We start from the raw sequence: 26,715 nt of genomic DNA on the forward strand, positions 1-26,715 counted from the left end.
CTTCGGTTGAATGTTAATGACGTTTCCGCTACACTCTAAATACCCTGTAAATATTAGGCAATCATGACAACCACAGCGGGATTTCTCAAAAACGACCTGGATATCTCTGCAAAGTGTTGTTGTCGAAAAATCGCAGGCAAAACGGGAATTGCAACAGTTAATATCAACGTTTAAGGTATCCGAAATGACCAACACCACAGTTGAGCTTGAACAGCTCCTCATGCAGCGCTCCCTGACCGATGCTGAACTGCAGACAGCGGCAGATTCTGCCGCAGACTTTCGCATCTTGCCCGACGCCACGGTGATCAAGATCGGCGGGCAAAGCATTATTGATCGTGGTCGCTCCGCCGTTTATCCTCTGGTAGACGAAATCGTCACTGCACGTAAGTCTCACAAACTATTGATTGGAACAGGCGCAGGTACTCGCGCCCGCCACCTATATTCAATTGCCGCAGGGCTTAACCTACCGGCAGGCGTGCTCTCGCAGTTAGGTGCCTCGGTTGCCGATCAGAATGCTGCCATGCTGGGGCAGCTTCTGGCAAAACACGGCATCAGTGCGGTAGAAGGCGCTGGACTGTCGGCAGTACCGCTCTACCTTGCCGAGGTAAATGCTGTTGTTTTCAGCGGTATGCCACCCTATGGATTATGGATGCGTCCGCCTACCGAAGGCGTTATTCCGCCTTATCGTACCGATGCTGGCTGTTTCCTGCTTGCCGAACAATTTGGCTGCAAGGCCATGATCTATGTAAAAGACGAAGACGGCCTGTATACGGCAAATCCAAAGACATCGAAAAATGCCACGTTCATTCCGCAGATCTCGGTTGACGAAATGAAAGCAAAAGGGTTGCACGATTCGATACTTGAATTTCCAGTGCTTGATCTTCTCCAGACTGCACACCATATTCGCCAAGTGCAGATAGTCAATGGCCTTATCCCCGGCAATCTGACCCGCGCGCTCGCTGGCGAGCATGTTGGCACCCTCATCACTGCGAATTGAGAATACCCATGGCTGAAATTTCCAACACTATTAAACACGTTGCTTCACCACTCGCGCGCCAAACGCTACAGGACTCAGACCTCACCCGCCCTGTGGCTGGCGTACGCCCTATCCGCCTGCTACCCTGGTTACATGTTGTAAAAATCGGTGGACGTTCCATCATGGATCGCGGAGCAGATGCAATTCTGCCTATCGTAGACGAACTTCGCAAACTCTTGCCCGAACATCGCCTGTTAATTCTAACTGGCCCCGGCATCCGCGCCCGCCATCTATATAGCGTTGGTCTCGACCTGGGCTTACCCGTGGGTTCCCTTGCCTCACTCGCGGCGAGCGAAGCGGGTCAGAACGGCCACATTCTGGCCTCTTTACTCGCCCCAGAAGGTGTCTCGTATGTAGATCACCCTACCATTGCCAGCCAACTCGCAATTCATTTATCGGCAGCCCGCGCCGTGGTTGGCAGTGCTTTCCCGCCGTATCACCATCACGAATTCCCTACCTCGCGCATCCCCACTCACCGCGCCGACACGGGTGCATTCCTGCTTGCTGACGCGTTGGGCGCCGCTGGCCTAACAATAGTGGAAGATGTAGACGGGGTGTATAGCGTTGACCCGAAAGGCCCTGAAGCAAATCAGGCGCATTTAATCCGTGAAGCAAACGCGACTGATTTCGTCAAACATGAAGGCACGCTACCATTTGACCGCGCGCTACTTGAGGTAATGGCAACCGCACGCCATCTTGAGTATGTGCAGATCGTAAACGGGCTGGTACCAGGAAGGCTGACGGCTGCACTACGTGGTGAACATGTTGGAACCATCATACACAGCAACAAACACACGTCATGAACAATGTTGTTTATAAGTGATAACTTGAGGTAGAAAGCGGGGGGGCATTCGTTACCCTCGCAATGGATCAGTTAGCGACTAATGTTTAACTGCATTGCAAACTTGTAGGTTCGGCAGAGCTTGAATCGTTGGGCTTTTCCTGGCGTCAGCCCAACCTACGTGCTTACATCTAAACGTAACAGATATAAATTACCTAAGTGCTTCAATATTGCCATTTTGAAAACATACTCCGGTAAACATTCCCACGATACGTTGCACTAATCGTGGCTACGCTGGCTGTATTCTATTGGAAAGCTGAGCTGGTGGGTTAAGACTTGCGCCTAACCCAACCTAAGTCTAGCGCATAACCGCAAAGCTTTAGCCTACTTCTACCAAACTTGCTGCATAATCTTTCGGTGGTTCAAAACCCAACAACGTAATACAGGTTGCTGCCAAACTGGCAATTCCAGCCTTAGGCACCTCCACCAGACGTGCATTAGCCGCTCCAGATGGATCGTACACAATAGCGGGTACAGGGTTCAATGAATGAGCTGTTTTCGACTTATAGTTGCCCTGCTTATCCAGCACCAATGCACCGGTCTTTTTATCTAATTCAAACATATCATCCGCATTGCCATGATCGGCTGAGCAAACCAAAATACCATTGGCCTGTTTTAGTGCCTCAACTATTCTACCCAAATTTTCATCGACTGCTTCTACGGCTATTTTTACGGCGCTGACAACACCGGTATGTCCCACCATATCGCCATTGGGAAAATTTAAGCGGATAAATTGATATTCGCCGCTCTCAATAGCCTTTACTACCACATCAGTAATTTCATTGGCTTTCATGCGCGGCGCATCTTCAAACGGGCAAATATCCGATGGAATTTCTTGCCAGGTTTCTGTTGCAAATTTGCCTGAATTATTACCGTTGAAGAAATAGGTCATATGTCCATATTTCTGTGTTTCCGAAATAGCCAGTTGCTTGACTCCGGAATTGGAGAGATATTCGCTCATGGTGCGGTCAATAGCGGGTGGTGTGACCAAATAACGTTTAGGGACATCAAGGTCGCCGTCATATTGCATCATGCCCGCATATAGCACGTTCGGTTTTACGCCACGATCAAATTCCTGTAATTCATCTGCTTCAAATGCTTTAGTAATTTCTAAAGCACGGTCGCCACGGAAATTGAAGAAAATAACGCTGTCACCATCGACAATGGGACCCACAGGCTTAGCATCACGTTCAATAATAAATGCAGGTAAATCCTGATCCAGAATACCTGGATTTTCAGTACGGAAGGTTTCTACCGCTGCTTTCATTGTGGCAAACATACGACCTTCTGCTTTGACATGCGTGTCCCAGCCACGCTTCACCATATCCCAATTAGCGTTATAACGATCCATAGTAATGTTCATGCGTCCACCACCGGATGCCACGCAATAATCCACAGTGCCATCGGCATTAATACCATTCAAGAACGTATCAAAGCGTTCAATATACTCAAGTGCCGAGGTGGGTGGCACATCGCGCCCATCTATAAGAGCATGTATCCGTGCTTTCTTAACACCTTGCTGTTTAGCCGTCGTTAACATAGACTCCAAATGACTTAAATTAGAGTGTACATTACCGTCTGAAAACAGTCCGATAAAATGCAATGTTGACGACTTATTAATCACGTTTGCAGTCAGTTCTTGCCAAACCGAACCTTGGGCATACATGGCACCAGAAGCAATAGCTTTTCCAACCAAAGCGGCACCCTGCTCAAAAACACGACCGCAACCGATGGCATTATGCCCTACCTCTGAATTACCCATATCGCCATCATCCGGTAGACCTACCGCAACGCCATGCGCCCGCAACTCGGTATACAAGGCATTATCATGCAACCAGTTCAGATTTGGAGTTTTTGCCTGCTTGACATAATCGCTTTCCGGATTTTTACCAATTCCGACTCCATCCATAATGACTAATACCACAGGACCTTTTGGGCCAGTAAAAGCCATATTTTTTTTCAACTCAATCATTTAAAACTCCAACTTGCAGGTGTATCAATATAAAATTATAAACGGTTTTTAATATAACCATCCCATCCTATGAATGGCAAAATTATCATGAGGATATCGGGAAAGTGTTGATCATTTTAAGAAATTCGAACGCTTATGCAATGCCAAGATAGCTAAATGAATTCTGATAAACGACAACATTTTTCGAGTCTGCGACAAATTTACGTAAACGCAAACATTGCATTGGCAACCTAGCCATTGACAATCTTTACTTCTAAATTGACTATATCCCCTCCCAATCATATTAACTATTAATAATTGAGGAATCAAATTATGAAAGTGTGTCATTTACACATTTTGAAAATATTGACGTAAGCAAGTATCAAGCTTATGGCCGTCACAGCAGCACTTTGATGGTTATCAGGCTGTTTAGACAATTAAAAACAAACGGTTAAACTCATTCTTGACAACTGAATAACACTCACAAACGCTATTCTCTAAACCTATGCGATCCAGCACAGAAATATGTCCACGCCGGTAACTGATGTAACCAGAACGTTGCAATTTACCGGCAGCCTCTGTAATTCCTTCGCGGCGAACGCCCAGTGCATAGGCGACTAATTCCTGAGTGATAATCAACTCGTTCGAGGGTAGGCGGTCCAGTGTCAATAACAACCATCTGCATAGTTGCTGTTCTATAGAGTGATGACGATTGCAAACGGCAGTCTGGGAAATTTGTGTCATTAAGGCCTGCGTATAGCGTAGTAATAATCGTTGCATCAATCCCGCACGATTAAACTCCTGTTTCAGTAGTCGTCCTGGTAAGCGATATCCGTAACCCGCAGTTCTAACCACCGCAGAGCTAGAGGTAGTCTCACCGCCCATGAAGAGCGCTATTCCAACCACGCCTTCATTACCCACTCCGGCAGATTCTGCGGATGCGCCAGACTCCATAACATAATGTAAGGATACAATGGCGGTGGCAGGAAAATAGGCATACTGTAACTTTACGCCAGGTTCATACAGCATTTGCCCAAGCAACATCGGTACAAACTCTAAATGGGCAGCTAAGGTTTCCAATTCCTGCTTGGGCAATACAGCGAGCAAATGATTCTGGGTGGGGCTCTGGGATAAGGTTATCATTGGCTGTACCTATCAATTGATTTATTTATTGGTAATAAGTGCAACGCCTATACCCCGGTAACCAATATATCGACAATGGCGATCAAACATGGGTTCGCCACTCACCTGGTACTGTTGTTGTTTACCATCACTACAAAGACGGCTAAAAACATAATCCAGGAATGGCTGTCTAGCGGAAATTTTTGCTCGCAACACTTTGCGCTCTTCTTCATTCCAGCCTGTCATAGCCACATATGCCTCTTTATCATCATCTGCCTCTTTATCATCATCACTAACAACCGTTAAACCTAGCATCTCCAAAACGGGGCCTGATACTTTGCTGAATTGACCATTTTCATCCTGCTCCCAATACCAATCGGAAACCAGTTCCACCAAATTACGATAACTGGCTTCGCTGTAACGCAGCTCTGCTGTTCGCTCCTGAACAGTCTCTTCCAATAACTTATTATAATTTTGCAGTTTTTTGTACAATAGCCGTACTTCCAACATATTGTGGATACGCGTTTTTACTTCTAACAGATCAAACGGTTTACTGATAAAATCTTTGGCTCCCGCTTTTAAAGCCAGCAGCTTGTGACCCGGTTGCGCAGTGAGAACCAACACAGGTAAATAACTATCCAACTCGTCTGTTTTTAAACCCTCCATTACCTGAAATCCATCCATCACTGGCATCTGCAAATCAAGTAAAATGAGATCATAATGATTGTGGCGATGTAACTGGCATACCTGTTGTGGATTACTGGTTGATGAAACTCGCAAATAGCCTGCCTCATGTAGTAATTGTTCAAGCAGAGCAATATTGGACTCCTGATCATCAACAATAAGTATGTTTGCATTCAAAAACTCTTCGGCACTAATCATCTTGCTTTTCACCTCTGTTGACTTTAACTGATTGCAATTGCGCATATTTCATTGCCGTATCCAGAGTATCCAGAAACTCGTTAACCCTAATAGGTTTGGTTAGATATCGGAAAAACCCTGCATCCAAACCTTTCTCAATATCGCGAGGCATGGCATTTGCACTAATGGCTACGACGGGAATATGACGAGTGATAGGATCATCAAGCAAGATTTTCAGGGCATTTACACCACTTATACCCGGTAAATTAATATCCATCAGGATAACATCTGGCAGAAAATTGCGAGCTAATGCAATACCCGTTTTGGCATCGATAGCAGTTAACAAGTGAATATCGGGGCGGCGCGTAATGAGATCTTCAACTAACATTAAATTGGCCGGATTATCCTCGACATACAACAGTGTGTGCAATTGCTCTTCAGCCTGTGTATTTTCTGGCAAAATAATTTTAGTTTTATCAGGTATAGCAAAGGTTTGCTGTGCGGTTGACATGTTTAACTCAATCCAAAACATACTGCCCTCGCCCACCTTACTTTCTACGCCAATATTGCCACCCATCCATTCAGCCAAACGCTTGGACACCACCAAACCAATACCCGTACCTTCTTCGTTACTTGTTTCTTGTCCGAGACGATTAAACGGCTGAAACAACTGGGTAATTTTTTCGGCTATCAAACCTTCACCCGTGTCCTTGACATAAATTCGTACCACTTCCGGAGCACTAACAATACAATCTACACTCACAGCACCATTCTCTTTGTTATACTTAATCGCGTTTGAAAGCAAATTGATAAGAATCTGTTTAACTCGGGTCCTATCGGCTTTGACGAAATAGGGTACGGCACATTTCGGAAAGGTAACGGCAATACCACGTTTTTGTGCCTGAGGCTCTATCATAACCTGACATTCGTGCATGACTTCTGCCAACGAAACCGGCTCCAGTGAGAGTGACAGCTTTCCAGACTCAATGAGTGCCAAATCTAGAATTTCATTAATTAAGTCCAACAAATACCAACCTGCCTTAAGTATCTGTTCAACATTTTTCTTCTGTATGTCGGAAGGTGGAGGCGAACCAGTCTCTATCAGTTGCGCAAAACCAAGAATGGCGTTGAGCGGTGTCCGCAACTCATGACTCATACTGGATAAAAAGTTGGATTTGGCCTGATTTGCCTTTTCTGCCTGTGTTCTGGCACGCTCAAGCTCCACATTTTTATCATGCAGCATCTGGTCCAGATGTTTGCGCTCGGTTAAGTCTCTAGTCAATTTGGCGAAGCCACGTAAACGACCGCAATGATCTTTAATTGCTGTAATGACAACATTGGCCCAGAATAATGTACCATCCTTGCGTAAACGCCATCCCTCATCTTCGAAACGACCTTTGTCGATAACGATATCCAGATCACGTTGCGGATGAGCACATTCAATATCTTCAGCGGGGTAAAATAGAGAAAAATGTTGACCGATAATCTCATCAGCTTGGTAACCTTTGATGCGTTGTGCGCCACTGTTCCAACTCACTACCTGCCCCTGCGGATCTAGCATCACTATCGCATAATCGGTAACGCTTTCCACCATCAGGCGAAAACTCTCTTCTGCCCAGCGCAGTTGTTCTTCCACTTTTTTACGCTGACTGATATCTCGAAGTATGCCGGTTAAGTAAAGCTGATCGCCCAACCACATTTCGCTGATTGCCATCTCTATTGGAAAAATGTCACCACTTTTGCGTTTCCCAACTACCTCACGTCCCAACCCCTTGGCACGTATCGCACCATTGGCGCGAAAATATTCAAGATTGTTCTGCTGACGCTCTTGATCAAGTTCAGGTATTAGTAAGCTGAAGCTTTGTCCGATCAGTTCTGCAGAGGTATAGCCCAACATCTGTTCCGCCGCTGGATTGACGGTTTTGATTAAACCGCTTTCAGCATGAATTGTAATAATGCTATCCACCACAGTTGCCAGGATGGTTTCCATCAAGGCGGTACTATCACGTAAAGCTTGTTGCACAGCATATTTTTCGGTGACATCGCGAAATACCAACACCGCACCGATCACCTGACCCTCACGGTCACGTATCGGTGCACAACTATCAGCAATATCGCATTCACTCTTGTCCTTGGCAATTAATATTGTATGATTCGCTAGCCCCTGCACCGTACCATGCATCAAGGTTTCCATGACTGGGATGGTTGCCGTTATGCGGTTTTCTTTGTTGATGATGTTAAAAATATCTGAAACTGGACGACCGATTGCCTCTACCTTAGTCCAACCAGTCAGTTGTTCTGCAAGCGGATTCAAAAGTGTCACACAAGCAGCATTATCCGTTGCTATGACTGCATCACCAATTGAGTTTAGCGTCACTGCTAACCTTTCCTCGCTGGCTTGCAAAGTGAGATTAGTTTGCAGTAATTGTTTATTGGTCTGCGCCTGGATTTCAATCAAGTGATGTAGCTCAACTTCAACCTGCTTTCGTAATGTATTATCAGTTCCGATCAAGAGATAGCCAATAATAAGGTTATGCGCGTCTCGTAATGCGGTAATAGACATCACTGCAGGAAATCGGCTGCCATCCTTGCGAATATAGGTTAATTCATAAATATCCTCAATGCCGCGGGCAGCCTTAAATACCAATGCATCGAAGCCTGGCGTAATATTTGTTCCAAATTCTATACTCAAGGCTTCGGCGTGGGCTATGATTTCCTGTGAGTCGGAAATATCAGCCGGTGTCATTTTGCTGAGTACTTCCTCAGCCTGATAGCCAAACATACGTTCAGCCCCTACATTGAAAATTTGGATAATCCCTTTTTCATCCGTTGCGATACTGGAAAAATTGATGCTGTTGAAAATTGCATTCTGCAAAGCAGTGGTTTTAAGTAAAGCCGTCTGATTCCTCATGACAGCTGCGTCTTCTCTATATAAGGAGTGAACATAAACACTCATATGATCATCGTTTGATTCGTGCATGCCTTACCTTCGTGGTAATGAATAAATGCGACAGGGATTTGAATCTCACCATGGCAGGAAACGGCAGAAAACAGCATTCAATATCCACCTAAATTGCAGCAGGTATAAGGTTTTACTGACAGAATAGACATTCCTGACGAACATATCAACTCTAAGCAAGTCAGTGACGACATTTTTGTCGTTGACTGTCTCCATTTATCTACAGCATTACTTTGAATATACAAATAAAACCGGGCCCTGTATGTACGCTAACTAACATAGCCGTTTAGACCTCTTAATAGCAGGAATAAAAACCCAATCTGGTTAGCATTTTCAGGTGCTTTAATGTGTGCTGACGTACTGAAGTTAATCATTGTTAGCTGTAAATTAATCCTAAGTAGAAAACCTCTGATTGATATACCTATCTCTCGCAACAGATGCGCTTCACTTCGTTCAACACCTACAGCCCATTGATTTTAAATAATCATAAAAATTACTCTGAATAGATACAAATTACCCTTAACAGATCGTTTATCTCAGGTAGGAAGAACATGAATATAGATACAGAATTTAATATTGGCCAAATAGATGTAGAAAACAGGTTACATCGAAAAACAGCATCGAACGCTATTAAGCGTCTGGTTCTCGCTTCTCGTTCACTGTCTACAGGAACTAAGAAAATTACTATTGAACCAACCTTATCTATTTCACCTATTCAAGCCAACCAGTTTCATAGGAAAGCGGCAACTTATGCCATATTTGGCGATTTATTGTTTATTGTCCTGCCCTTGGTGGTGATATCGATTGTAGATGTGAGTGTAGGCAAATCATTATTTGCATTGATTGAAACACCCGAGCTATCCTTTGGTTCCGCTGTATTGTTTGGGCAAACCATCATTAAAGTGGTATCAGGCTTTGCGAATTCAAAACCATCAGGTGCGGAACAACCGGTATTTGTGGTGGCCATGATTATTGTATTTGGTTTAGTTCCCTCCTTAGTGGTCTTGGCATTGTTACTCAGCATTAACCCCGCACCGTATGGTTTGCAATTAGCTCAAGCGATTATTTTTGCTTTTGGAGTGATCGTTTTTTTTATATTTGGGGTAACTGGTCATGCACAATCACTGCATCATCGCAGTCGATTACTGAAAATACTGGAGCCTCAAAAAACCGATATTCCGCAAAATTAACTGAATACCCATGCGGTTTAGCTAAATCATCAGAACAGGGTCTGTGTAAGACTAAAGCCGATAGGCTTTGATGTCTAAAATTGAATGTATCGAGTGGCTTAATTATCCAGAAATAGTGATTTTTTGGGGGGCAATTTCACAGACAACGCTTCATAACCCGAAATAACATCAAAAAGCTCCTCGTCTATTGCACTCTGGCGTAAACGATGAAATGCACCATTCAGATTTGCCAACAATTCGTCGATATTACGATCAGCACGCTCCATGGCCGCCAGTCGACTGGCATTCTCGCTGGACAAAGATTCTGCACAGGCTCGGTACAACGAAATAAACAGATATTCGCGAATCAACTCACGCAAGGTATCGTTACCGAGTATGACTTCAGGCAAATTATTGGTTGGCCAGCGAATTTGCGATAATTCTTGTTGCCAGTGCGCATCAAGCGGCAATAATTGTTGACTAACGGGCTGATAGAGTACACCGCTGTTTGGGTGATTATGAAAAACATAAAAATTGGCAAATTCACCAAACACCTTATGAGCTTCGGTTTCTATTTGAATCTGCCCAATCAACGGCTGAATGGCATTGACCGAGCTGGGTACATTAAACAAACCCGTTACTTGCAATCCCGCATCCAACAGGCGGGCTTGCATGCGTTCACCGACGGCCCACAATAGATATTTACCAGGAAGTTTGCTGAGCGCATTAATGACATAATCGGCCAATACTTCATTAAATTGACCCACCAAGCCCTGATCAGAACCAAAAACAATAGCACCACTTACATTGATTTTATGTTTTTGATCATCCCCCAGAATAAACGGAGTTCGCCCTATAAAACAGGCTGCCAAACCTAATTCTATGGTTCGATAGTAGTCTTCCAACGCATGTACTGATTGCTCGTATTGGCTTATACTCGAGCCTGCCAAGGCTTTCATGGTGCGTACCACAGATTGCAGATCTTTAGCGCTGTTAATTTTTCTGCGCAATCCAGCTGTGCTATCGCTCATCGTCAGCTCTGCCCTACACTACTTGGCGCTTTAGACAAAAAACTCTCCAGCGTTTGGTGAGCAAGGTCTAATATCACCTGTCGATCTTCATCACTCAATCGATCAGCAGTTTCAAATCGGGTACGGACGGCTAAAGGTATTTTGGCTACTGCCTGCTGCACTGCAAATTCAGCGGCATTCATCTGCTCTATTGACACTGGGTCGAATAATCCCGCCGTCAATGCCAATAGAATGACAATTTGTTCGGGTACCGCTACTGGCGAGCACTCCAGTTGCTTTAGACAAGCGCGAATGCGCTGGCCATGAGCAATCACTTTACGCGTATCGTCATCCAAGCGCGCACCAAAACGGGCAAAAGCTTCAAGTTCCTCGAACTGTGCATAAGCCAATTTGAGATCGCCAGCAACTGCTCGATAAGTGCCACGTTGTGCCTTACCACCTACCCTGGACACAGATTTTCCGACATCAACCGCAGGCAACACCCCCAATTCGAATAAAGAGGGCGACAAATAAATCTGACCATCGGTTATAGAAATTAGGTTGGTTGGGATATAAGCGGACATATTTTGAGCTTCGATCTCAATAATAGGCAAAGCAGTGAGAGAGCCACCTCCATCTTCATCACGTAATTGCGTCGCTCTTTCCAATAAACGTGAGTGGATATAAAAAATATCGCCGGGAAACGCTTCCCGACCAGGTGGACGGCGTAGCAACAAAGATAGCTCACGATAAGATCTTGCATGCTGGGTCAGATCATCATACACAATCAGCACATCCCGCCCTATTTCCATAAAATGTTCGGCTATGCTGGTGGCTGCGTAAGGGGCTATATAAGCCAGACCGGGCGGATCGTTGCCCTCGGTAACGACTATCACCGTGTAGGCTAGTGCGCCTTTCTCTGCAAGAATAGAAACTGTTTTTGCCACAGAAGCAGCACGCTGTCCAATCGCGCAATATACACACAGCACATTCTGATCTTTCTGGTTTAGGATTGTATCAATCGCAATTGCGGTTTTGCCCGTTTGCCGATCCCCCATAATCAATTCGCGCTGACCACGACCAATAGGAATCATTGAATCAATGACTTTCAGTCCAGTCTGTAATGGCTCACTAACAGGTGCCCGATTCATAATCGGTACCACCGGGCGTTCTATCGGTAGACGCTGGCTCGAAACCAACGCCCCTTTGCTATCCAGTGGCCTACCCAGCGGATCGATAACTCTGCCCAATAGCCCTTCGCCCACCGCTACATCCATCACACGCCCAGTACGCTGAACTTCATCGCCAGCCCGCAAATGCCAGTATTCACCAAGCAGTACCACACCGATTTCATCCGCATCCACATTAAAGGCTATCCCGTACACTCCATTGGGAAAAATCAATAATTCCTCGAAACCAATGCTGGGCAAACCAGAAACTTTAGCAATTCCAGTGGCAACACTGATAATTCGCCCCACTTCACGAATTTTTAACGGTGGCGTAACGGCTTCACACTGCTGATTAATGGCATCGAATACGACGTTGAAGGCACTGTCAAAGCTGTCGAATCGGCTATTCATCTGTTTCTGCATGGATTGCAGATAATCCCGGTTGCTTGATTAGTTCATCAATACTTTGCTCCAGTATTCGCAAATAATCGGCAATACTCCACGCCAGTTTTTGACCATTGATGCTGAATTCCACGCCGCTGACCAAATCGGTTGCCGTTTCAAAATGTAATGGAATCTCTGCGGCAAAATTTTCGTTGATAACCTGCTGTATACGGTTGCGTTGTTCGGTAGGCAAGTCTAAAGTACTGCGCAATAATCCGGGCTCTGAAGCTGTTTTAATCGCTGCAGCCAATAAGGCTTTGCTGGTTTCGTCCAAGCTATGTAATCGACTGGTAAACACTTCTACCATTTGTTGTTCCAGACTGATAGTGGCAAGATCCTGCAATGTTTTTCGAGCGATGCTAAACACTGCATGCTCCGTTTTGCGCATGAGGGCTTGATTTAATTGTAAAGCTTCATTATTTAGCGAAGCCATGCGTTTGGCTGCAAACTCATCAGCTGAAGTTCTGGCCTCTGTCAATAAGCGTTGCCGTTCTTGTTGCGCATCCAATTGTGCCTGATTCAATAATCCAGCACGCTCCTTATCAAACGTGGCATTTTTTTTCTGAAACTCATCACATTGCAGCTGCGCCGCCGCTTGTGCTTCTTGAGTATCTGAAATGGTTGCAGCAATGTGCCGCTCACGCTCGTCAATTGCGTGCAGTATGGGCTGATAGAGATAGCGCTTCAGCAACCAAACTAAAATTAAAAAATTGATCGCCTGCGCAATAACGGTAAACCAATCAATTAACATTATTTATTTTCCGGCTGCCAAATCAATGAAGTGATTCCAGAATGGATTAGCAAAAATCAAAATCATGGACACAACAAAACTGTATATGGCTGTTGACTCAATCATGGCCAATCCCACAAATAAGGTTCGGGTAATGGTAGCGGAAGCATCGGGTTGTTGTGCTAACGAAGTCAGAGCGGCCGCAACCGCGCGGCCTTCTCCCAATGCTGGCCCCAAAACACCAAGACAGGTCGTGATACCTGCAGTGATAATCGATACCATGGCGATAATAGTCGTACTATCCATAAAAGCTCCTTAAGATTGCGGGTTTTTCATTTCAACTAGCCATTTTTTTAGGCGGTTCGTGTGGATTGCTCTGCATGGCAGCAGCCAAATACACCGCCGCCAGTATGCTGAATATATACGCCTGTACCATGCCGGTTAGTAAACCTAGCAGACTCATGACAATAGGAAACAAAAACGGCGTGATTGTCAACAGAATAGCCACTATCATAGAGCCGCTCATAATATTGCCAAACAAACGCACCGCCAGTGCTAATGTTCTGGAAATCTCGCTGATAATATTGAAAGGTAGCATAATAAAAGTTGGCTCAAGATAAGACTTAAGATAACCGCGCAAACCTTGATATTCAATCCCAGCTAACGGTGCCGCCACAAACACGCACAATGCCAAAGCGGCAGTAGTGGAAAGCGATCCGGTCGGTGGTTCGTAACCAGGAAAAATTGTGCAAAAATTAGCCAGCGCAATGAATAAAAAAAGTGTTCCCAAAAAACCAACAAACTGTCTGGCGTTGCTAAGACCGACTTCTTCAATTTGCTTAAGGATAGCCAACACCACAATCTCCAAACAATTTTGCCAGCGAGAACGTTGTAAATCAGTCGATAAATGGCGTGTCACTAATCTGGAGCCAACCACCAGTACCAACATTAACAACCAGGTAAATACAATAGTGGCATTGAGCTTTAAAAATCCGTATTGCCAAAAAATTATCTGATCGGGACTAAGGTGCATGACCTACCTCTTTAGTAGTATTGAGCAGAGATTTAGCAGAACCAACCAAGCGATTGATAAGCAAACGCGCCATGACAAAGCCTGACAAACAAATCAACAGGCGCAGCCAATCTCCGTCAGCTATCCAATAAAAACCAAATAGCGTAACGCTCATCCTTAGTAATAAACTGCCAATAAACCATACAGCAGGATACTGACTGGCAAGACTCTTACGAATCGTCCACCACAGGCCTCCGAAAAATAAGGCCCCCAAAAGCACGCCCAGCATCCACACCAAAAGCCCGATTAACGGATCAATCATCATTTTCATCACCTTTGTCCTGCTCTTCGGTTTGTATGGCTTGATGTTCTTTTGCAATCCACTGCCAGGCATTAAAACAACCCAGCACCAATCCAGCCATCAGCAAAGCCAAAGTCCAGGAATGTCGGCCGCTATAATGCCTATCCAACCACAATCCCAACCCGGCTCCTAGTAAAGTGGGTATCACCACTGACCAACCGATCAATCCCATCATGCCCAAACCAAACCACACCCCAGGGGTATTATGCCGCTGGGCCTTAATCTTGCGCTGTGCTTTGCAACCAACCTTTTCGCCGAGACTGACGGTCTTCTTTAGTATTTTAGGTGTTTTTGGGTTATTCATGCTGAAAAGAGGCAAAGCGCCGCAAAAAGCCCGCTTCCAGTTTTGCATTAATAGCACGTATATTGCGTTCTTGCTCATCAAGTGTCAAAAACTCCGCATCCACCAGATGTCGCAATTGCGAAAGATCGCAACCGCCGACAGCTCGACGCACGGACACACGGACATCCTGACCAGTTTTAACCAATACACCTTCATCGACAGCCAGATACACATCTCCCTCCGCAACTGTTTGGTAACATAAAATTCCGGGTGACAAAGCCGCTACGCAGTCGCGCCGCTGCGGTAAAATGCCAAAACAACCCTCATGCGTATCAAACACTATGCGCAGTACTTCAGACTTTTCTGCAAATACATGAGATGGCATTAACACCTTAAGATTCACGCTTATCCCCCCGCATGCGTTTTAGGCGTTGTTACAAATAGCTTGGACTTCGATTTCAATCGGGCTTCGGCTACGCTACCTATCATATAAAGCGCACTTTCCGGGTAATCTTTAAATTCATCACCCAGAATACACTCACAGCCATATAGCGCATCTTCAAGACTAACCAGTTTGCCCTGCATACCGGTAAACTGCTCAGTAGTAAAAAATGGCTGCGTCAAAAAACGTTCAAGGCGACGGGCCCTTGCTACCACATTACGATCTTCTACTGACAACTGCTCTAATCCCAACATAGCAATAATATCTTTGAGGTCTGCATATTGCGCCAAGGTACGGCGTATTTCCTGACCGAGCCGATAATGCCGCTCACCCAGTATGCCAGGCGTTGCCATCTTGGAGCGCGATTGTAAGGGATCTATGGCCGGATACAAGCCTTCACTTGCGCGTTTACGCGATAGCACGATAGAACCGGAAAGATGCGAAAAAGTATGTACGGCAGAGGGATCAGTCAGATCGTCCGCAGGTACATAAACAGCTTGTATGGAAGTTATCGCGCCGGTATCGGTATTGGCGATACGCTCCTCCAGACTGGATAACTCGGTACCCATAGTAGGCTGATAGCCTAAACGTGATGGCATTTGCCCCATCAAACCAGATATTTCCATACCAGCCTGGATAAACCGAAAAATATTATCGATCAGTAATAACACATCGCGATGCTCGTCGTCACGAAAATACTCGGCCATAGTTAAGGCCGCATGGCCCACTCGAAATCGTGCTCCCGGTGGCTCATTCATTTGCCCAAACACCATGACCATATCGGCCAAAACCCCAGCATTCAGCATATCTCGATACAGTTCCTCGCCTTCGCGGCATCGCTCACCGATACCACAAAATATACTGACACCTTTCTGTTTGCCAACCATGTTGTGTATCATTTCAGTAAGCAAAACTGTTTTGCCGACACCTGCCCCGCCAAACAAGCCAGCTTTTCCGCCACGCTCCAAGGGCATCAATACATCAATCAGCTTAATACCGGTTTCAAAAATCTCTGAATGAGTGGATCGCCTAGCCAACGGTGGAGGCGGATTGTGTACCGAACGCCATTGCACGTCCTGAGGAGCCGGTAAACGGTCGATAGGCTTGCCAAACACATCGAACATGCGTGACAAAATACCCTTTCCCACCGGAGCAAGTAAAGGCCCGCCGCTATCTTCCACTGGCATGCCCCGAGCTAAACCTTGTGTTGGAGTCAGCGCAATCCCTCTAACATGGCGTGCATTAAGCTGCGCCAACACTTCAATAACTATACTCCCGCCTTCCCCCGCGCGTAACAGTGAGTAAATGGGCGGCAAACATTCATCAAAATACACATCGATGACACTACCACGCACAGACACGACTTTGCCGATATTGACGACAGAGGAATGCTTAGGCTGTTGCTGGGCTATTTTAGTCATAACAGCATTATAACGATAATTGTAATCCACACTAATTGTGGATTAATTTAAACTGACGGCAAATCCGTTAAACACCTTAAGCTATTGAAAAATAATAAAAATTAAACCTATCAAACTAGGTAATCATACCCTCAGTTGTTCAGTATCCGGCATAAAAATCAAGATTGTCGGTAATTTGTCGGATTTAGAAAATTAGATGAGTAGTTACAAAACCATGTACAAATAATTAGTCTATTGAAAATAAACTGTTTTTCGACGTTATATTAGCAAAATATTTTTCTAATACTTAACGAAGCAATAAAGCCCATTTTTTCGTTTTATACCACTTTAACTATCACGCTAAACCCTACTTATTTATGCTCTGGATAACTAATGTAGTCGGAAGTGGTATTTTCTTGTATTTGGGAAGTTTGATAATCTTTGCATATTGAATTTTCAATCTGCAGGTTATTTGAATTGAGTAGGTACAGGTAACCGTTTTGAGTATAGGCATCGTAATGTTGCCCTGCTACAACGCTGAAATTGATTTGACATAATTTGTGATTGGCATCAACTAGATAAGGTGTATTGCAAATTTTATGTTCATCAATATATTCTTTTCCTTTGGCATCTTTATGCTCAGACTTAGTCACACTGCATCGGCTATAACCAATTTGTTGCTGATAAAATATCTGGTCACTTTTTGAACTTACTCTGACCTTTCCGGGCAATACCTCCACTGTTTTGAAAAAATGCATATCTTCGTCAGCAACCTTAATTTCATCACTCCATCTTGTCTGGAACCAATCCACATTAATTGTCGCCAATTGCTCTATGGGTACTTCAGGACCAAAGTAGGCTTTGGTAGTGCATCCCATCAGTAATAAAACAGAAACAAAAATTAAATATTGATACATCATGTAAGTTATTTTCTATCGAATACCGGACTGTTTACGCGTAGACAATGTATATTTTTCTTATTACTTCTCAAGTAATTTTTGTATAGCAGTTTGCCATACTACATCATTCGTCATGCTAAAAAGTTTAGTTTCACTTGGACATGCATTCCATATTTCATCAGGTGTTTGATATTGTTGAGTATTAAGCATGATTGGTTTCGTATCATTTATGCAAATATCCGGCACTATTCCAAAGTGACTCAGGGTATTACCATTTGAACGAATAGCCACTGCCGTCACCAGATTAACTGCAACACCATCTATATAGGGCAATACCGTTGAAATCATATTCAACCCTTGTGTTGTTGTGCCAATCAAGGTAGCTCGATGTTGATCTCGAAGAGCTGCTGCAAATATTTCTGCACCTTCGCCAGTCTGACCATTGACCAATACAACCAACTTTAGATTGGCTGGCACATCTGAGTTATTGATAGATGCCATGAAGCGCATAGTTTGCGTAGATAATCTACCGCGTATTTCTACGATTAAACCATTATCCAAAAATTGGTCTGCAACATTGATGACCGAGCGTAATTCACCACCACCATTATCACGGATATCGATAATTAAACCGTTTAAAGGACCATTATTACTATGAGTTAACTCTGAAAGTTGCTGTTCAAGCAAAGTTTTTGTCGATGAATCAAACTTGGCTATGCGAACATAGCCGTTACCATTAGGCTTAAGGCTAGCTTCTACAGCCGGGTAATTTAAAACTACGCGGGTTATCAAAACCTGTTTCTGTATGCCATCCCGTTCAATGGTTAAATTTACCGGTGAATCTACAACACCTTGCAATAGATCCACGACTGTTTCAAGTTTAAATCCTTGCAGATCTCGATTATCAATTTTAAGTAATCGATCGCCTCTTAGCAGGCCATACTTTTGTGCTGGAGAATCTTTTAGTATTGAAGAAACAATAAACTCATCACGCATCATCTGTATGACGACGCCAATTCCTGCCGTGATAAGCGGGTTGGAGTTTGTGTTTAACAGTTTTATTTGGGGATAAAAAAAATTGACAATGCCCTGTATCGCCCCAACTTGAATTTCCATTATATGTTGTGGATTATTATCACATAAATAATAAAAGGCATCTCTTAAGTCTGTTAACGAATCACCCGCATAATTCGAGATGTCAACTTTGACAGGTAAGTTTATGTCCGACATACCTTTTAGAGCAGCTTTGGTCAGTAAGCGTATATCTAATGGTTTAATGAATGTTGAATGAATACTAGTAACTAAGTTTTTAACTTCGTCGTATTTTGGCTGGTTAATATTGTAGTTATTTTCGTAACGAACCGCTTTGGAGCCCGATATCGTGCTACAGGAAAGCGTTGCAGTCGTCAGTAAGATAAAAATACTAACTTGCAAACAATCTCTGAATCGCGAAATTACAATCGCTGCTGGTGTGGTTAAACGCAATTTAAGTTTTATCAAAGTTAAAAGAAGTAGGCATTAATTTATAAAAAATACGTGGATACGCTGCCTACAAAAAATTACTAGCGACTCTATCGCTAGAACGTTTTGAATTGAGCGATACAGTAACACTAACAGATGGAAAGCCACTATTATAAGTTAGTGTTTGAGTATTTAGCATTAAAAACAAGTAAACTAAAATATTTAGATGAATCTGGATATTATTTCGACAAAGACTCTGCATATTTTTGGTAAACGGCAGATTCACCTAGCAAACGCCCTGCAATCCCTCTTAGTGCATCTATCTGTGATGCTGGGAGAGAAAACGTGGTTGGAATCATTTCAAACTCTTTGTGCTCTGCGGGGTTGGCTAGAAGATCAAAACCAATGTAGATAAAATCGAGTTCAGGAATACTAGGCGCTGGAGTTGACAGCTTTGCATTTGGACAATGCAACTGGATTTGATTTTGGCAAGCTGAATAACTAATTTTCTCCTTACTCCAGGTATCAAAAGCGTTTCGAAGCGATTGTGTGGTTTCAAAAGAAAAGTTATCCATAGGTACGTTGGCGACCACGGATAATACATCAATGACACTGGGTGGTGTCTGCGATAAATCATAATCTAAATCAGGTTGATTTTTAGCATCAACAGAGATTACCAATAGTTTTTTGATAGCCCCATTGTTGACTTTTTGAAACAGGTTTATTTCAGTATCATTAGTAATAAGGGCCTGAAGCGGGCCTCTTAAACCAATATTATCGGCAATACCGCCATCTAACAAATGGATATAGGGTCTTTTGTTACTATCTTGATAAGTTTTGAATACCTCAGCATTTTTATAGCGACTAAGATTATTCAGCAAATCATGCTCTGCTTGAGCAATCCAGCCGGGTGGCTTGTAATTACAAGTACCCGCATGATTATCCAACGTCATGGGTGGAAAAGCGACAGGGAAATTGGATGAAGCTGCAACGGCACGTGCTAACGGAAAAGCATCTAAATCATCGCACATTGGATCAAATTGCGATTGCTGAAAAGTAAAGCGAGCTCCTTGAGTCATATCCGTGGCATTGATCATCAAAAAGGGTTTTTTGTTTTGTTTAGCCAAATCGGCATAACTACGCCGCTGAAATATTTCCGTATCGTATAAGTCTGCTGCTAAATCGATACGGCTATAATCTGGAGATGCCAGACGGAACCAGTTGCTGGGATAAAATAGTTTTGTAACTAATTCGCCCTCAATATCCCGATAGAGAAAGTCTTTGAGAAATCCAGGCTCATTTTTTTCTTTAAATATGGCATCACCAAAAGCTGCGTAATAGCCTGCCGTAAAACTACCTCCCGAAACAGATGAAATGATATCCACTTCATTTAAAAGATTTGTTTGTCTGCCTTCCCATACTATGGGGGTATTTCGCAATTTTTCTAAAACACCATAGGACAAAGCGGCGGCTCGGGTACCACCCCCAGAAAAAGTAAGGATAACAAACAGACTATCGCTGTTTTGCGTATCATTAATAAGTTTGTAGCGATACCCCTTGCTGAGATTGTAAGCAGCAACTGTCGATGTGGGTGGATAACTGGCACAACCTGATAATAGGCATACGAACAAAAAAAACCAAAAATTTACTATTGTGCGCATGGCTTAACCTACTGAAATTTGACAATGAATGGCGCTAGAGATGTCGTTCCTTGAATGTTTACAGTCACAGAAAGTGGTTGATAATTCTGTGGATTAGACAGCGAAAATATGTGATGCCCAGCCCCAATATTTAAGGTTTCGTTGGTTTGGCCTAATTCTTCACCATCAGCCAGCACTGTTCTGTCTTCTTTAAAGCTAACAATTACAAATTCCATAATTTCTGCTCTGTAAATTTGATGAATTGAGACAAATCTATTAAAAATAGTAACCATAGTCAATAAAATATTAGTACTAGTACTAGCAGACACGAATACAGGAAACTTAAAAGAATTAAGGGTAATTTTCCAAATATAATTATGTTTTAACCTAGAATCGACAATTGATAGCAACCGAGATGTGCCATTTTCAGTCTACCTTACCAAATTGGTGCTCATCCCCTACCACAAGTAATCAGTTGAGCTGAAAACTGTATTTAGCTACTTTTAATGTCAGCTTAAATCAATAGATGAATGTTCTAACGTTGTAAATAATGCAATGTTATCTATACTATAAACTGAAATTCATGTGGTAATTGACTATTACCTTGGTTCAACAGCCTAATTTCGCTGTTAACCCGATGAAAAGGCGAGTAAGCAGAACACTAAATCTGTTGGACAAACAAGATCTTTTACACAGTTAGTAAAGAAAAACCAGATAAAGTGATTTGTAGTGATTTGGCGTAATACGCGCTTAGTTCGTACCAAAAGCGCGACTACCTTAGAAACCACTGAAATGTTTACTTCATCTTAAATACAGATCAAACAGGCTTAAAGTCAAAGTGAAAAGTCGTCAAGAAATACTGCACAGCTCTGTTCCGGCACAGCAAACTCTTCTAGAAAACATTATGCTTTAAAAAGCCAAAACCCATATTACTTCAATAACTTAATAAAAAACTATTAACTTTGATACTAGATACAAATAAACTCAATATTTGAAACAAATAGGATAGTGAAATGAATTTTAAGGCAAAACTTAAATTACTTAGCATAGTAACCTTGGTAGGTTTATGCTTGGTTGCCAGTATTACTGCAATAGGATTACATTTAATATCAGACGCAAATGAGACTGTCAATCGTAGAAACACTTATGTGATTGATTTACTTGAAATTAAAGCAAGCGCAGTTTCAACGATAATGTTAGATCCAACTTCAGCGGAAACAAAAACTGTATTCACTGAAGCAGAACAAAGTATTAACCAGCATTCTGATTCTGTCCTGAAACTTATCAAAAGAACTGAAGTTAAAGAGGAGTTAAAACAAATTTTAGCGTTATGGACACTGTATGATCAACACTCTCAAGTGTTAATAACACTAGCGGTGACTGACCCTGTTAGTGCTAATCAAAAGCTGATACCTTTATATAATCAGGAATTTAAACCATTTCAGGTAAAATTAGATCAATTTATTAGCGTACGTCGGCAAGAGGCAAGCCAAGCCATAGAGCAAGCCAAGCAGATATCTACCAAGATTTACTGGGGTATTTCCTTATTATTAATTTTTGTCACTTTAGCCAATTTATGGGTTGTTTTAAATCTTTCCAGATCGTTGCGGAATGGTTTGCTGGGTATTCAACAAAAACTTTTGCCCTTAAAAAATGGTGACCTAAAACAAAGACTACCCACCCACACGAAAGATGAATTAAGTGAAATTAGTAGTGGTGTTAATGAATTTATCAGCGAATTTGCACGGATTGTAGAAACAGTTAGAAATGATGCTAATCAACTTTCAGTTGCGGCAAACGAACTAGCCATTGATGCGCAACAAGTATTAATCAGTTCAAACCAACAAAGTAATGCAACCGCCTCTGTAGCAGCTACAGTTGAAGAATTTACCGTGAGTATCGACAGTGTATCCAATCACGCTTCTGAAGCTGAACATGACGCGGAACACTACGGTGAACTTTCACGTCAAGGTGGTTCTGATGTTAAAAATGCAGTCGCAGAAATTCAAAGAATTGAACAAGCAGTCAATAATGCGGTAGAAAAAATGCACACCTTAGGTCAACAAGCTCATGAAATTAGCAGCATTGTTGAAGTTATCAAAAATGTGGCAGATCAAACCAATTTATTGGCATTAAATGCTGCAATCGAAGCTGCACGAGCGGGGGAGTCTGGGCGTGGCTTTTCTGTGGTTGCTGATGAAGTGCGTAATTTGGCAGAACGGACCTCAAAATCGGCTTTGGAAATCACCACTATGATTTCGGGTATTCAGCAAAATACTGATAAAGCATCTAGCGTTATGCAACAAGGTAATGAACGAGTAATCGTAGGGGTAAAACAAGCGGAATTAGCCGTTCACTCCATGCAACAAATTGATGAGAACACACAAAACGTGATGAACTCCATTAACTATATTTCTTCCGCACTAAAGGAACAGCGCATTGCAGGTAATGAAATTGCTAAAAATGTAGGATACATATCGCAAATTACTGAAAAAAACTGTGCAGCTGTTTCTCATGTCTCGTTGTCAGCAGCCCGTTTAAATAAGCTAGCAACAGAATTGAACAATGAGATGGCTAAATTTAATCTTAATTGAGGCAGGCAGTTAATTGGTCATTCTGACGCTGAAAAAAAGCAGATTTGAATTTCCAGCCAAACCATAAAATGTTTCTGCAAAATCTGGTGGGTGCTGAGGGGTTCGAACCCCCGACCCTCGCCTTGTAAGGGCGATGCTCTCCCAGCTGAGCTAAGCACCCGATTTGCAGCCGACTATTTTAAACAATACAAATTTAATATGCAACGGGTAATTGTCAATTGATGTGTAAAAAAACTTCTATTAAGACAAAAAATAGCCATACTAATTGTCTTTATAATCAGTCAGGATTCTACGGCAATCCAAGCTGACGGAATAAATACTGACCCGTGTCTAAAATTAAGTTATCTAAGCAAATACAATTTCCATAGCCACCTGCAATCCCCCTTCGGGACGATTAGTTGCCTTTATTTTTCCTTCATGAACTAATAAGGCTTGTTGGGCAATGGCCAATCCTAAGCCTATGCCATCTGGTTTTTTAGATGAGTGACTACGATAAAATGGCTGAAAAATTTCTGTTAAATCCTGTTCGGGAACGCCAGATCCTTGATCCTCAATAAGCAGTCGCCAACATCGGCTTTTACTATCGAAATTGGACTTTAAGCAGACTTCGCCGCCTGCTTTACAGTGTTGCACGGCATTGCGTAACACATTTTCGATGGCTCGATGCAATAACTCGCCCCAAGCAGTCACCATTATTTCCTCTGTTCCTTCAGCACAAATATGCACTTGACGCAGCTCCGCTTCGAAACGTACATCGGCGACAATATCATCCAACAGCGCGCCTAAATCGAACTCTTGCTTATCTCCACCCGAAATTCCCGCTTCCAAACGCGACAAAACCAATAATTCGCCCACTAGATCGCTGATACGCTGTGCTTCACGTTCGATACGTACCAAACTGGTTTGCAATTTATCGGGTTGTTGTTGCACCAATCCAATTGCAGCCTGTATCCGAGCGAGTGGTGAACGCAATTCATGAGAAACGTCATGCAACAAGCGCTGTTGAGCATTGAGCAAGCTATATATTTTTTCTGCCATCCGATCAAAATCGTGACCGAGAGCAGACAGTTCGTCGCGGCGCTTACCCATAGCATCGGCAACGCGCACCTTTAGATTACCTGCAGCAAGACTGGCAATGGCAAGGCGTAGCTGGCGAATGGGCTTGGCAAAATACCAAGCCAGAGCAAAGCTGAATACTAAACTAGCAACAATGCCTGATAAAATGGGCAGCAGTGGTGATGGTGGTCCGGGTGGTCGGTGGGCAAACTTTTGGTGGGCATCCCTGTTAAAATCATTTTGCGGAGGATGATCGGGCATATCATGATCGAACATTCCAGGACCGGGCATTTCAGGCCCTGGCAAATCATGACCCATCTGTCCAGAATTAGGCCTATCGTGATTAGGCATTGGTACAAACAATAGATAACGATGACCATCAGAAGCAGAAAGTATACGAAAAGCATCGGGATTATTACCCTCTAAATACAAACTGCGAGCCTGTTGCAGAGTTTCTGCTGCTAAATTTCGTTCCAGAATCTCGTGATCTTCATCGTCTACCGCATAGACAGGCGGAACATGCGAGGCACGCAATTTATCTAAAAATCTGCGTAACTCTAAAATACCACCATATTGATGAGCTTGTTCCGCAACTTGCAACATGGCAGCAGCATGTATAATGTCTATCTCTGGGTGATGTGTACCACCTGTTGCATCGTTGCCAGCTTCAACCTGATGCCTTAACCAAACAGTGGTGCCAACGCCGATACCAGCCAATAATAAAGCCAACCAGAATGCCAGAAAAAACTTCCAGAATAATCTACCCATACTTTACTCTTTAACCAATTGATAGCCCTGTCCACGCACGGTTTGTATGTAAGAGCGGCCATCAGCTTGCTGGCCTAATTTCTGCCGAATACTGCTCATGTGTACATCAATGCTTCTGTCGTAACGTGCCAAAGGACGTCCCAAACTTTTTTCAGACAATTCCTGTTTAGTGACAACGCTTCCAACATTTTGAGCCAAGGTTTCCAGCAAATTAAATTCTGTACTGGTTAATTCTATATCTTTGTCAAACCAGGCGGCTTTGCGTTTTTCGCTCCAGATTTTCAGCGGACCGGCTATCACCAACCGCTCTATGGTAGTGCTACTTAGTGTACCTGTACGTTTGATGATGGCACGGATACGCGCAACCAGCTCTCTGGGTGTGCAAGGTTTCGGAACATAATCGTCTGCACCAGATTCAAGACCAATAATCTTGTCTACATCATCGCCTTTGGCGGTAAACATCAGCACGGGGATATGGCTGTGCTGACGTATTTTATTTAACACTTCAGTGCCTTTCATATCCGGCAGCATAATATCCAGCATGACCAATTCGTAATTGCCGGATAAGGCTAATTGCAGACCGACTTGGCCTAAGTGGCTAAAATCGACTTGGAAACCTTCTTGCTGTAAATAATCTTTGAATAACTCAACCAATTCTACGTCATCATCAATCATTAAAATTTTTGTCACGGTCAGTACCTTATTATATAGATAAGGCATGATACCGCCATCTAGAACCGACAACCAGAGGCTAAAGCCAAGTTTTACCTAAGTTTACATTTCAATAACAGCACTTTACATTTACGCAGCGCATAATTTAATCACCGGAATCAAACAGGTTTCGTTATGTTTCATTGTTCAAATTGGAGATTATTTATGCGTAAAACATTATTAATATTAACCTTGTTAGCACCAGGTTTGGCATTGGCTGAACCTCCCATACAAGGGGAGCCACCTTTTGGTGACTTTCGGCCAAATCATCACGGACCTGACGGCGGAGACAAAGAGCATTTGCCCGGATTTTTGCAAGGCATCGACTTATCTACCCAACAAAAAACAGACATTAAAAATCTGTTTCAAAACAATCGCACCAACTTCGATTCAAAACGGGAAGAGGACAAAAAAGTGGCCATTGATTTACACCGCTTAAGTTTCTCTAATGATTTTAACGATAAAAATATGCAAGTATTGCTAGAGAAAGCTGCAAGTGCGCATAAGGAAATGATACTGCAAAAAGCCACTCTGGATAATTCGATTTACAAACTATTGACTGCGGAACAACAGCAGAAAGTACAGAAGAATTTAGCGCAAAATGACGGTGGATTTGGACGCGGTCAGTAATTAATGACGAGGGCATTGGCAAAGGATTGCCGATACATTAATGTATTCTACACACCAACTATTTATGTCATCCAATTTTCCGCCTTTTATTCTAGGAGTGGACGCCGAACGAACGGCGGAAAATGGTTAGCATTATTTCTCACCCACTCTAAATGACAATTAACAC

24 protein-coding genes and 1 tRNA gene are annotated in these 26,715 nt (G+C 43.2%); 5 read left to right on the plus strand and 20 right to left on the minus strand.

Features of this window, described 5'->3' with window-relative positions:
• Nucleotides 1-184 precede the first annotated feature (184 nt).
• Both ABH008_RS15635 and ABH008_RS15640 read left to right on the plus strand, forming a co-directional pair.
• Nucleotides 185-997: a hypothetical protein gene (locus ABH008_RS15635; RefSeq protein WP_347986546.1), complete on the plus strand. Its 813-nt coding sequence runs from the start codon at nucleotides 185-187 to the stop codon at nucleotides 995-997.
• Between the two features lie 8 nt (nucleotides 998-1,005).
• A complete protein-coding gene (locus ABH008_RS15640) occupies nucleotides 1,006-1,839 on the plus strand; it encodes a hypothetical protein (protein ID WP_347986547.1) in 834 nt (277 codons plus the stop codon).
• Between the two features lie 357 nt (nucleotides 1,840-2,196).
• On the opposite strand, the gene gpmI is transcribed toward ABH008_RS15640, so the two are convergent.
• The 4 genes from gpmI to ABH008_RS15660 all read right to left on the minus strand — a co-directional run bounded on the left by gpmI (nucleotide 2,197) and on the right by ABH008_RS15660 (nucleotide 8,791).
• A complete protein-coding gene (gpmI, locus tag ABH008_RS15645) occupies nucleotides 2,197-3,849 on the minus strand; it encodes a 2,3-bisphosphoglycerate-independent phosphoglycerate mutase (RefSeq protein WP_347986548.1) in 1,653 nt (550 codons plus the stop codon).
• A gap of 408 nt (nucleotides 3,850-4,257) precedes the next feature.
• The gene (locus ABH008_RS15650) at nucleotides 4,258-4,971 is read right to left on the minus strand and encodes a Crp/Fnr family transcriptional regulator (protein WP_347986549.1); all 714 of its coding nucleotides are present in this window, start codon (nucleotides 4,969-4,971) and stop codon (nucleotides 4,258-4,260) included.
• A gap of 21 nt (nucleotides 4,972-4,992) precedes the next feature.
• The gene (locus ABH008_RS15655) at nucleotides 4,993-5,832 is read right to left on the minus strand and encodes a response regulator (protein WP_347986550.1); all 840 of its coding nucleotides are present in this window, start codon (nucleotides 5,830-5,832) and stop codon (nucleotides 4,993-4,995) included.
• The gene (locus ABH008_RS15660; protein WP_347986551.1) at nucleotides 5,825-8,791 is read right to left on the minus strand and encodes a PAS domain S-box protein; all 2,967 of its coding nucleotides are present in this window, start codon (nucleotides 8,789-8,791) and stop codon (nucleotides 5,825-5,827) included. Before ABH008_RS15660 ends, ABH008_RS15655 begins: the two co-directional genes overlap by 8 nt.
• 530 nt (nucleotides 8,792-9,321) lie before the next feature.
• Here ABH008_RS15660 and ABH008_RS15665 point away from each other — a divergent pair.
• Complete coding sequence (locus tag ABH008_RS15665) at nucleotides 9,322-9,960, plus strand: hypothetical protein (RefSeq protein WP_347986552.1); 639 nt, start codon at nucleotides 9,322-9,324, stop codon at nucleotides 9,958-9,960.
• Between the two features lie 98 nt (nucleotides 9,961-10,058).
• Here ABH008_RS15665 and ABH008_RS15670 read toward each other — a convergent pair whose 3' ends face one another.
• The 13 genes from ABH008_RS15670 to ABH008_RS15730 all read right to left on the minus strand — a co-directional run bounded on the left by ABH008_RS15670 (nucleotide 10,059) and on the right by ABH008_RS15730 (nucleotide 21,026).
• Nucleotides 10,059-10,970 (minus strand): F0F1 ATP synthase subunit gamma, encoded by a 912-nt coding sequence (locus ABH008_RS15670; protein WP_347986553.1) that lies wholly within the window; start codon nucleotides 10,968-10,970, stop codon nucleotides 10,059-10,061.
• A 2-nt stretch (nucleotides 10,971-10,972) separates the two neighbouring features.
• Nucleotides 10,973-12,529 (minus strand): alternate F1F0 ATPase, F1 subunit alpha, encoded by a 1,557-nt coding sequence (locus ABH008_RS15675; protein ID WP_347986554.1) that lies wholly within the window; start codon nucleotides 12,527-12,529, stop codon nucleotides 10,973-10,975.
• Complete coding sequence (locus ABH008_RS15680) at nucleotides 12,522-13,313, minus strand: F0F1 ATP synthase subunit B (protein ID WP_347986555.1); 792 nt, start codon at nucleotides 13,311-13,313, stop codon at nucleotides 12,522-12,524. The genes ABH008_RS15675 and ABH008_RS15680 overlap by 8 nt, the downstream gene beginning before the upstream one ends.
• A gap of 3 nt (nucleotides 13,314-13,316) precedes the next feature.
• Nucleotides 13,317-13,598: a F0F1 ATP synthase subunit C gene (locus ABH008_RS15685; protein WP_347986556.1), complete on the minus strand. Its 282-nt coding sequence runs from the start codon at nucleotides 13,596-13,598 to the stop codon at nucleotides 13,317-13,319.
• A 31-nt stretch (nucleotides 13,599-13,629) separates the two neighbouring features.
• Complete coding sequence (locus ABH008_RS15690; protein ID WP_347986557.1) at nucleotides 13,630-14,325, minus strand: F0F1 ATP synthase subunit A; 696 nt, start codon at nucleotides 14,323-14,325, stop codon at nucleotides 13,630-13,632.
• Nucleotides 14,315-14,629 carry an ATP synthase subunit I gene (locus tag ABH008_RS15695; protein ID WP_347986558.1) on the minus strand — a complete coding sequence of 105 codons (315 nt, stop codon included), beginning with the start codon at nucleotides 14,627-14,629 and terminating at the stop codon, nucleotides 14,315-14,317. The genes ABH008_RS15690 and ABH008_RS15695 overlap by 11 nt, the downstream gene beginning before the upstream one ends.
• On the minus strand, nucleotides 14,619-14,969 hold the full coding sequence (locus tag ABH008_RS15700) for an AtpZ/AtpI family protein (protein WP_347986559.1): 351 nt from the start codon (nucleotides 14,967-14,969) through the stop codon (nucleotides 14,619-14,621). The genes ABH008_RS15695 and ABH008_RS15700 overlap by 11 nt, the downstream gene beginning before the upstream one ends.
• The gene (locus tag ABH008_RS15705) at nucleotides 14,962-15,351 is read right to left on the minus strand and encodes a F0F1 ATP synthase subunit epsilon (protein WP_347986560.1); all 390 of its coding nucleotides are present in this window, start codon (nucleotides 15,349-15,351) and stop codon (nucleotides 14,962-14,964) included. The genes ABH008_RS15700 and ABH008_RS15705 overlap by 8 nt, the downstream gene beginning before the upstream one ends.
• Before the next feature lie 2 nt (nucleotides 15,352-15,353).
• Complete coding sequence (gene atpD / locus ABH008_RS15710) at nucleotides 15,354-16,811, minus strand: F0F1 ATP synthase subunit beta (protein ID WP_347986561.1); 1,458 nt, start codon at nucleotides 16,809-16,811, stop codon at nucleotides 15,354-15,356.
• Between the two features lie 350 nt (nucleotides 16,812-17,161).
• Nucleotides 17,162-17,710, minus strand: a complete 549-nt coding sequence (locus ABH008_RS15715) for a hypothetical protein (protein ID WP_347986562.1) — start codon at nucleotides 17,708-17,710, stop codon at nucleotides 17,162-17,164.
• A 60-nt stretch (nucleotides 17,711-17,770) separates the two neighbouring features.
• The gene (locus tag ABH008_RS15720; protein ID WP_347986563.1) at nucleotides 17,771-19,123 is read right to left on the minus strand and encodes a S41 family peptidase; all 1,353 of its coding nucleotides are present in this window, start codon (nucleotides 19,121-19,123) and stop codon (nucleotides 17,771-17,773) included.
• A gap of 266 nt (nucleotides 19,124-19,389) precedes the next feature.
• Nucleotides 19,390-20,811, minus strand: coding sequence for a patatin-like phospholipase family protein (locus ABH008_RS15725; RefSeq protein ID WP_347986564.1), 1,422 nt, complete (start codon nucleotides 20,809-20,811; stop codon nucleotides 19,390-19,392).
• An 8-nt stretch (nucleotides 20,812-20,819) separates the two neighbouring features.
• Nucleotides 20,820-21,026, minus strand: a complete 207-nt coding sequence (locus ABH008_RS15730; RefSeq protein WP_347986565.1) for a hypothetical protein — start codon at nucleotides 21,024-21,026, stop codon at nucleotides 20,820-20,822.
• A 777-nt stretch (nucleotides 21,027-21,803) separates the two neighbouring features.
• Here ABH008_RS15730 and ABH008_RS15735 point away from each other — a divergent pair.
• Entirely contained in the window at nucleotides 21,804-23,384 is a 1,581-nt protein-coding gene (locus ABH008_RS15735) for a methyl-accepting chemotaxis protein (protein WP_347986566.1), read from the plus strand.
• An 84-nt stretch (nucleotides 23,385-23,468) separates the two neighbouring features.
• On the opposite strand, the gene ABH008_RS15740 is transcribed toward ABH008_RS15735, so the two are convergent.
• From ABH008_RS15740 to ABH008_RS15750, 3 genes are all read right to left on the minus strand, one after another.
• Nucleotides 23,469-23,544 (minus strand) — tRNA-Val (locus ABH008_RS15740).
• 185 nt (nucleotides 23,545-23,729) lie between these two features.
• Entirely contained in the window at nucleotides 23,730-25,208 is a 1,479-nt protein-coding gene (locus ABH008_RS15745; RefSeq protein ID WP_347986567.1) for an ATP-binding protein, read from the minus strand.
• 3 nt (nucleotides 25,209-25,211) lie between these two features.
• On the minus strand, nucleotides 25,212-25,898 hold the full coding sequence (locus ABH008_RS15750; protein ID WP_347986568.1) for a response regulator transcription factor: 687 nt from the start codon (nucleotides 25,896-25,898) through the stop codon (nucleotides 25,212-25,214).
• A gap of 186 nt (nucleotides 25,899-26,084) precedes the next feature.
• On the opposite strand from ABH008_RS15750, the gene ABH008_RS15755 reads away from it, so the two are divergent.
• Complete coding sequence (locus ABH008_RS15755) at nucleotides 26,085-26,549, plus strand: Spy/CpxP family protein refolding chaperone (protein ID WP_347986569.1); 465 nt, start codon at nucleotides 26,085-26,087, stop codon at nucleotides 26,547-26,549.
• Nucleotides 26,550-26,715 lie beyond the last annotated feature (166 nt).

The sequence above is a fragment of the Methylomonas sp. AM2-LC genome (assembly GCF_039904985.1).
Taxonomy (GTDB): Bacteria; Pseudomonadota; Gammaproteobacteria; order Methylococcales; family Methylomonadaceae; genus Methylomonas.

Coding starts and splice junctions, on each gene's coding strand:
- ABH008_RS15640 (WP_347986547.1), top strand. CDS start 1,006: ATGGCTGAAATTTCCAACACTATTAAACACGTTGCTTCACCACTCGCG.
- ABH008_RS15735 (WP_347986566.1), top strand. CDS start 21,804: ATGAATTTTAAGGCAAAACTTAAATTACTTAGCATAGTAACCTTGGTA.
- atpD (WP_347986561.1), bottom strand. CDS start 16,811: ATGACTAAAATAGCCCAGCAACAGCCTAAGCATTCCTCTGTCGTCAAT.
- ABH008_RS15680 (WP_347986555.1), bottom strand. CDS start 13,313: ATGTTAATTGATTGGTTTACCGTTATTGCGCAGGCGATCAATTTTTTA.
- ABH008_RS15650 (WP_347986549.1), bottom strand. CDS start 4,971: ATGATAACCTTATCCCAGAGCCCCACCCAGAATCATTTGCTCGCTGTA.
- ABH008_RS15695 (WP_347986558.1), bottom strand. CDS start 14,629: ATGATGATTGATCCGTTAATCGGGCTTTTGGTGTGGATGCTGGGCGTG.
- ABH008_RS15715 (WP_347986562.1), bottom strand. CDS start 17,710: ATGATGTATCAATATTTAATTTTTGTTTCTGTTTTATTACTGATGGGA.
- ABH008_RS15675 (WP_347986554.1), bottom strand. CDS start 12,529: ATGAATAGCCGATTCGACAGCTTTGACAGTGCCTTCAACGTCGTATTC.
- ABH008_RS15670 (WP_347986553.1), bottom strand. CDS start 10,970: ATGAGCGATAGCACAGCTGGATTGCGCAGAAAAATTAACAGCGCTAAA.
- ABH008_RS15690 (WP_347986557.1), bottom strand. CDS start 14,325: ATGCACCTTAGTCCCGATCAGATAATTTTTTGGCAATACGGATTTTTA.
- ABH008_RS15725 (WP_347986564.1), bottom strand. CDS start 20,811: ATGCGCACAATAGTAAATTTTTGGTTTTTTTTGTTCGTATGCCTATTA.
- ABH008_RS15730 (WP_347986565.1), bottom strand. CDS start 21,026: ATGGAATTTGTAATTGTTAGCTTTAAAGAAGACAGAACAGTGCTGGCT.
- ABH008_RS15755 (WP_347986569.1), top strand. CDS start 26,085: ATGCGTAAAACATTATTAATATTAACCTTGTTAGCACCAGGTTTGGCA.
- ABH008_RS15700 (WP_347986559.1), bottom strand. CDS start 14,969: ATGAATAACCCAAAAACACCTAAAATACTAAAGAAGACCGTCAGTCTC.
- ABH008_RS15660 (WP_347986551.1), bottom strand. CDS start 8,791: ATGCACGAATCAAACGATGATCATATGAGTGTTTATGTTCACTCCTTA.
- ABH008_RS15665 (WP_347986552.1), top strand. CDS start 9,322: ATGAATATAGATACAGAATTTAATATTGGCCAAATAGATGTAGAAAAC.
- ABH008_RS15745 (WP_347986567.1), bottom strand. CDS start 25,208: ATGGGTAGATTATTCTGGAAGTTTTTTCTGGCATTCTGGTTGGCTTTA.
- ABH008_RS15685 (WP_347986556.1), bottom strand. CDS start 13,598: ATGGATAGTACGACTATTATCGCCATGGTATCGATTATCACTGCAGGT.
- ABH008_RS15635 (WP_347986546.1), top strand. CDS start 185: ATGACCAACACCACAGTTGAGCTTGAACAGCTCCTCATGCAGCGCTCC.
- gpmI (WP_347986548.1), bottom strand. CDS start 3,849: ATGATTGAGTTGAAAAAAAATATGGCTTTTACTGGCCCAAAAGGTCCT.
- ABH008_RS15655 (WP_347986550.1), bottom strand. CDS start 5,832: ATGATTAGTGCCGAAGAGTTTTTGAATGCAAACATACTTATTGTTGAT.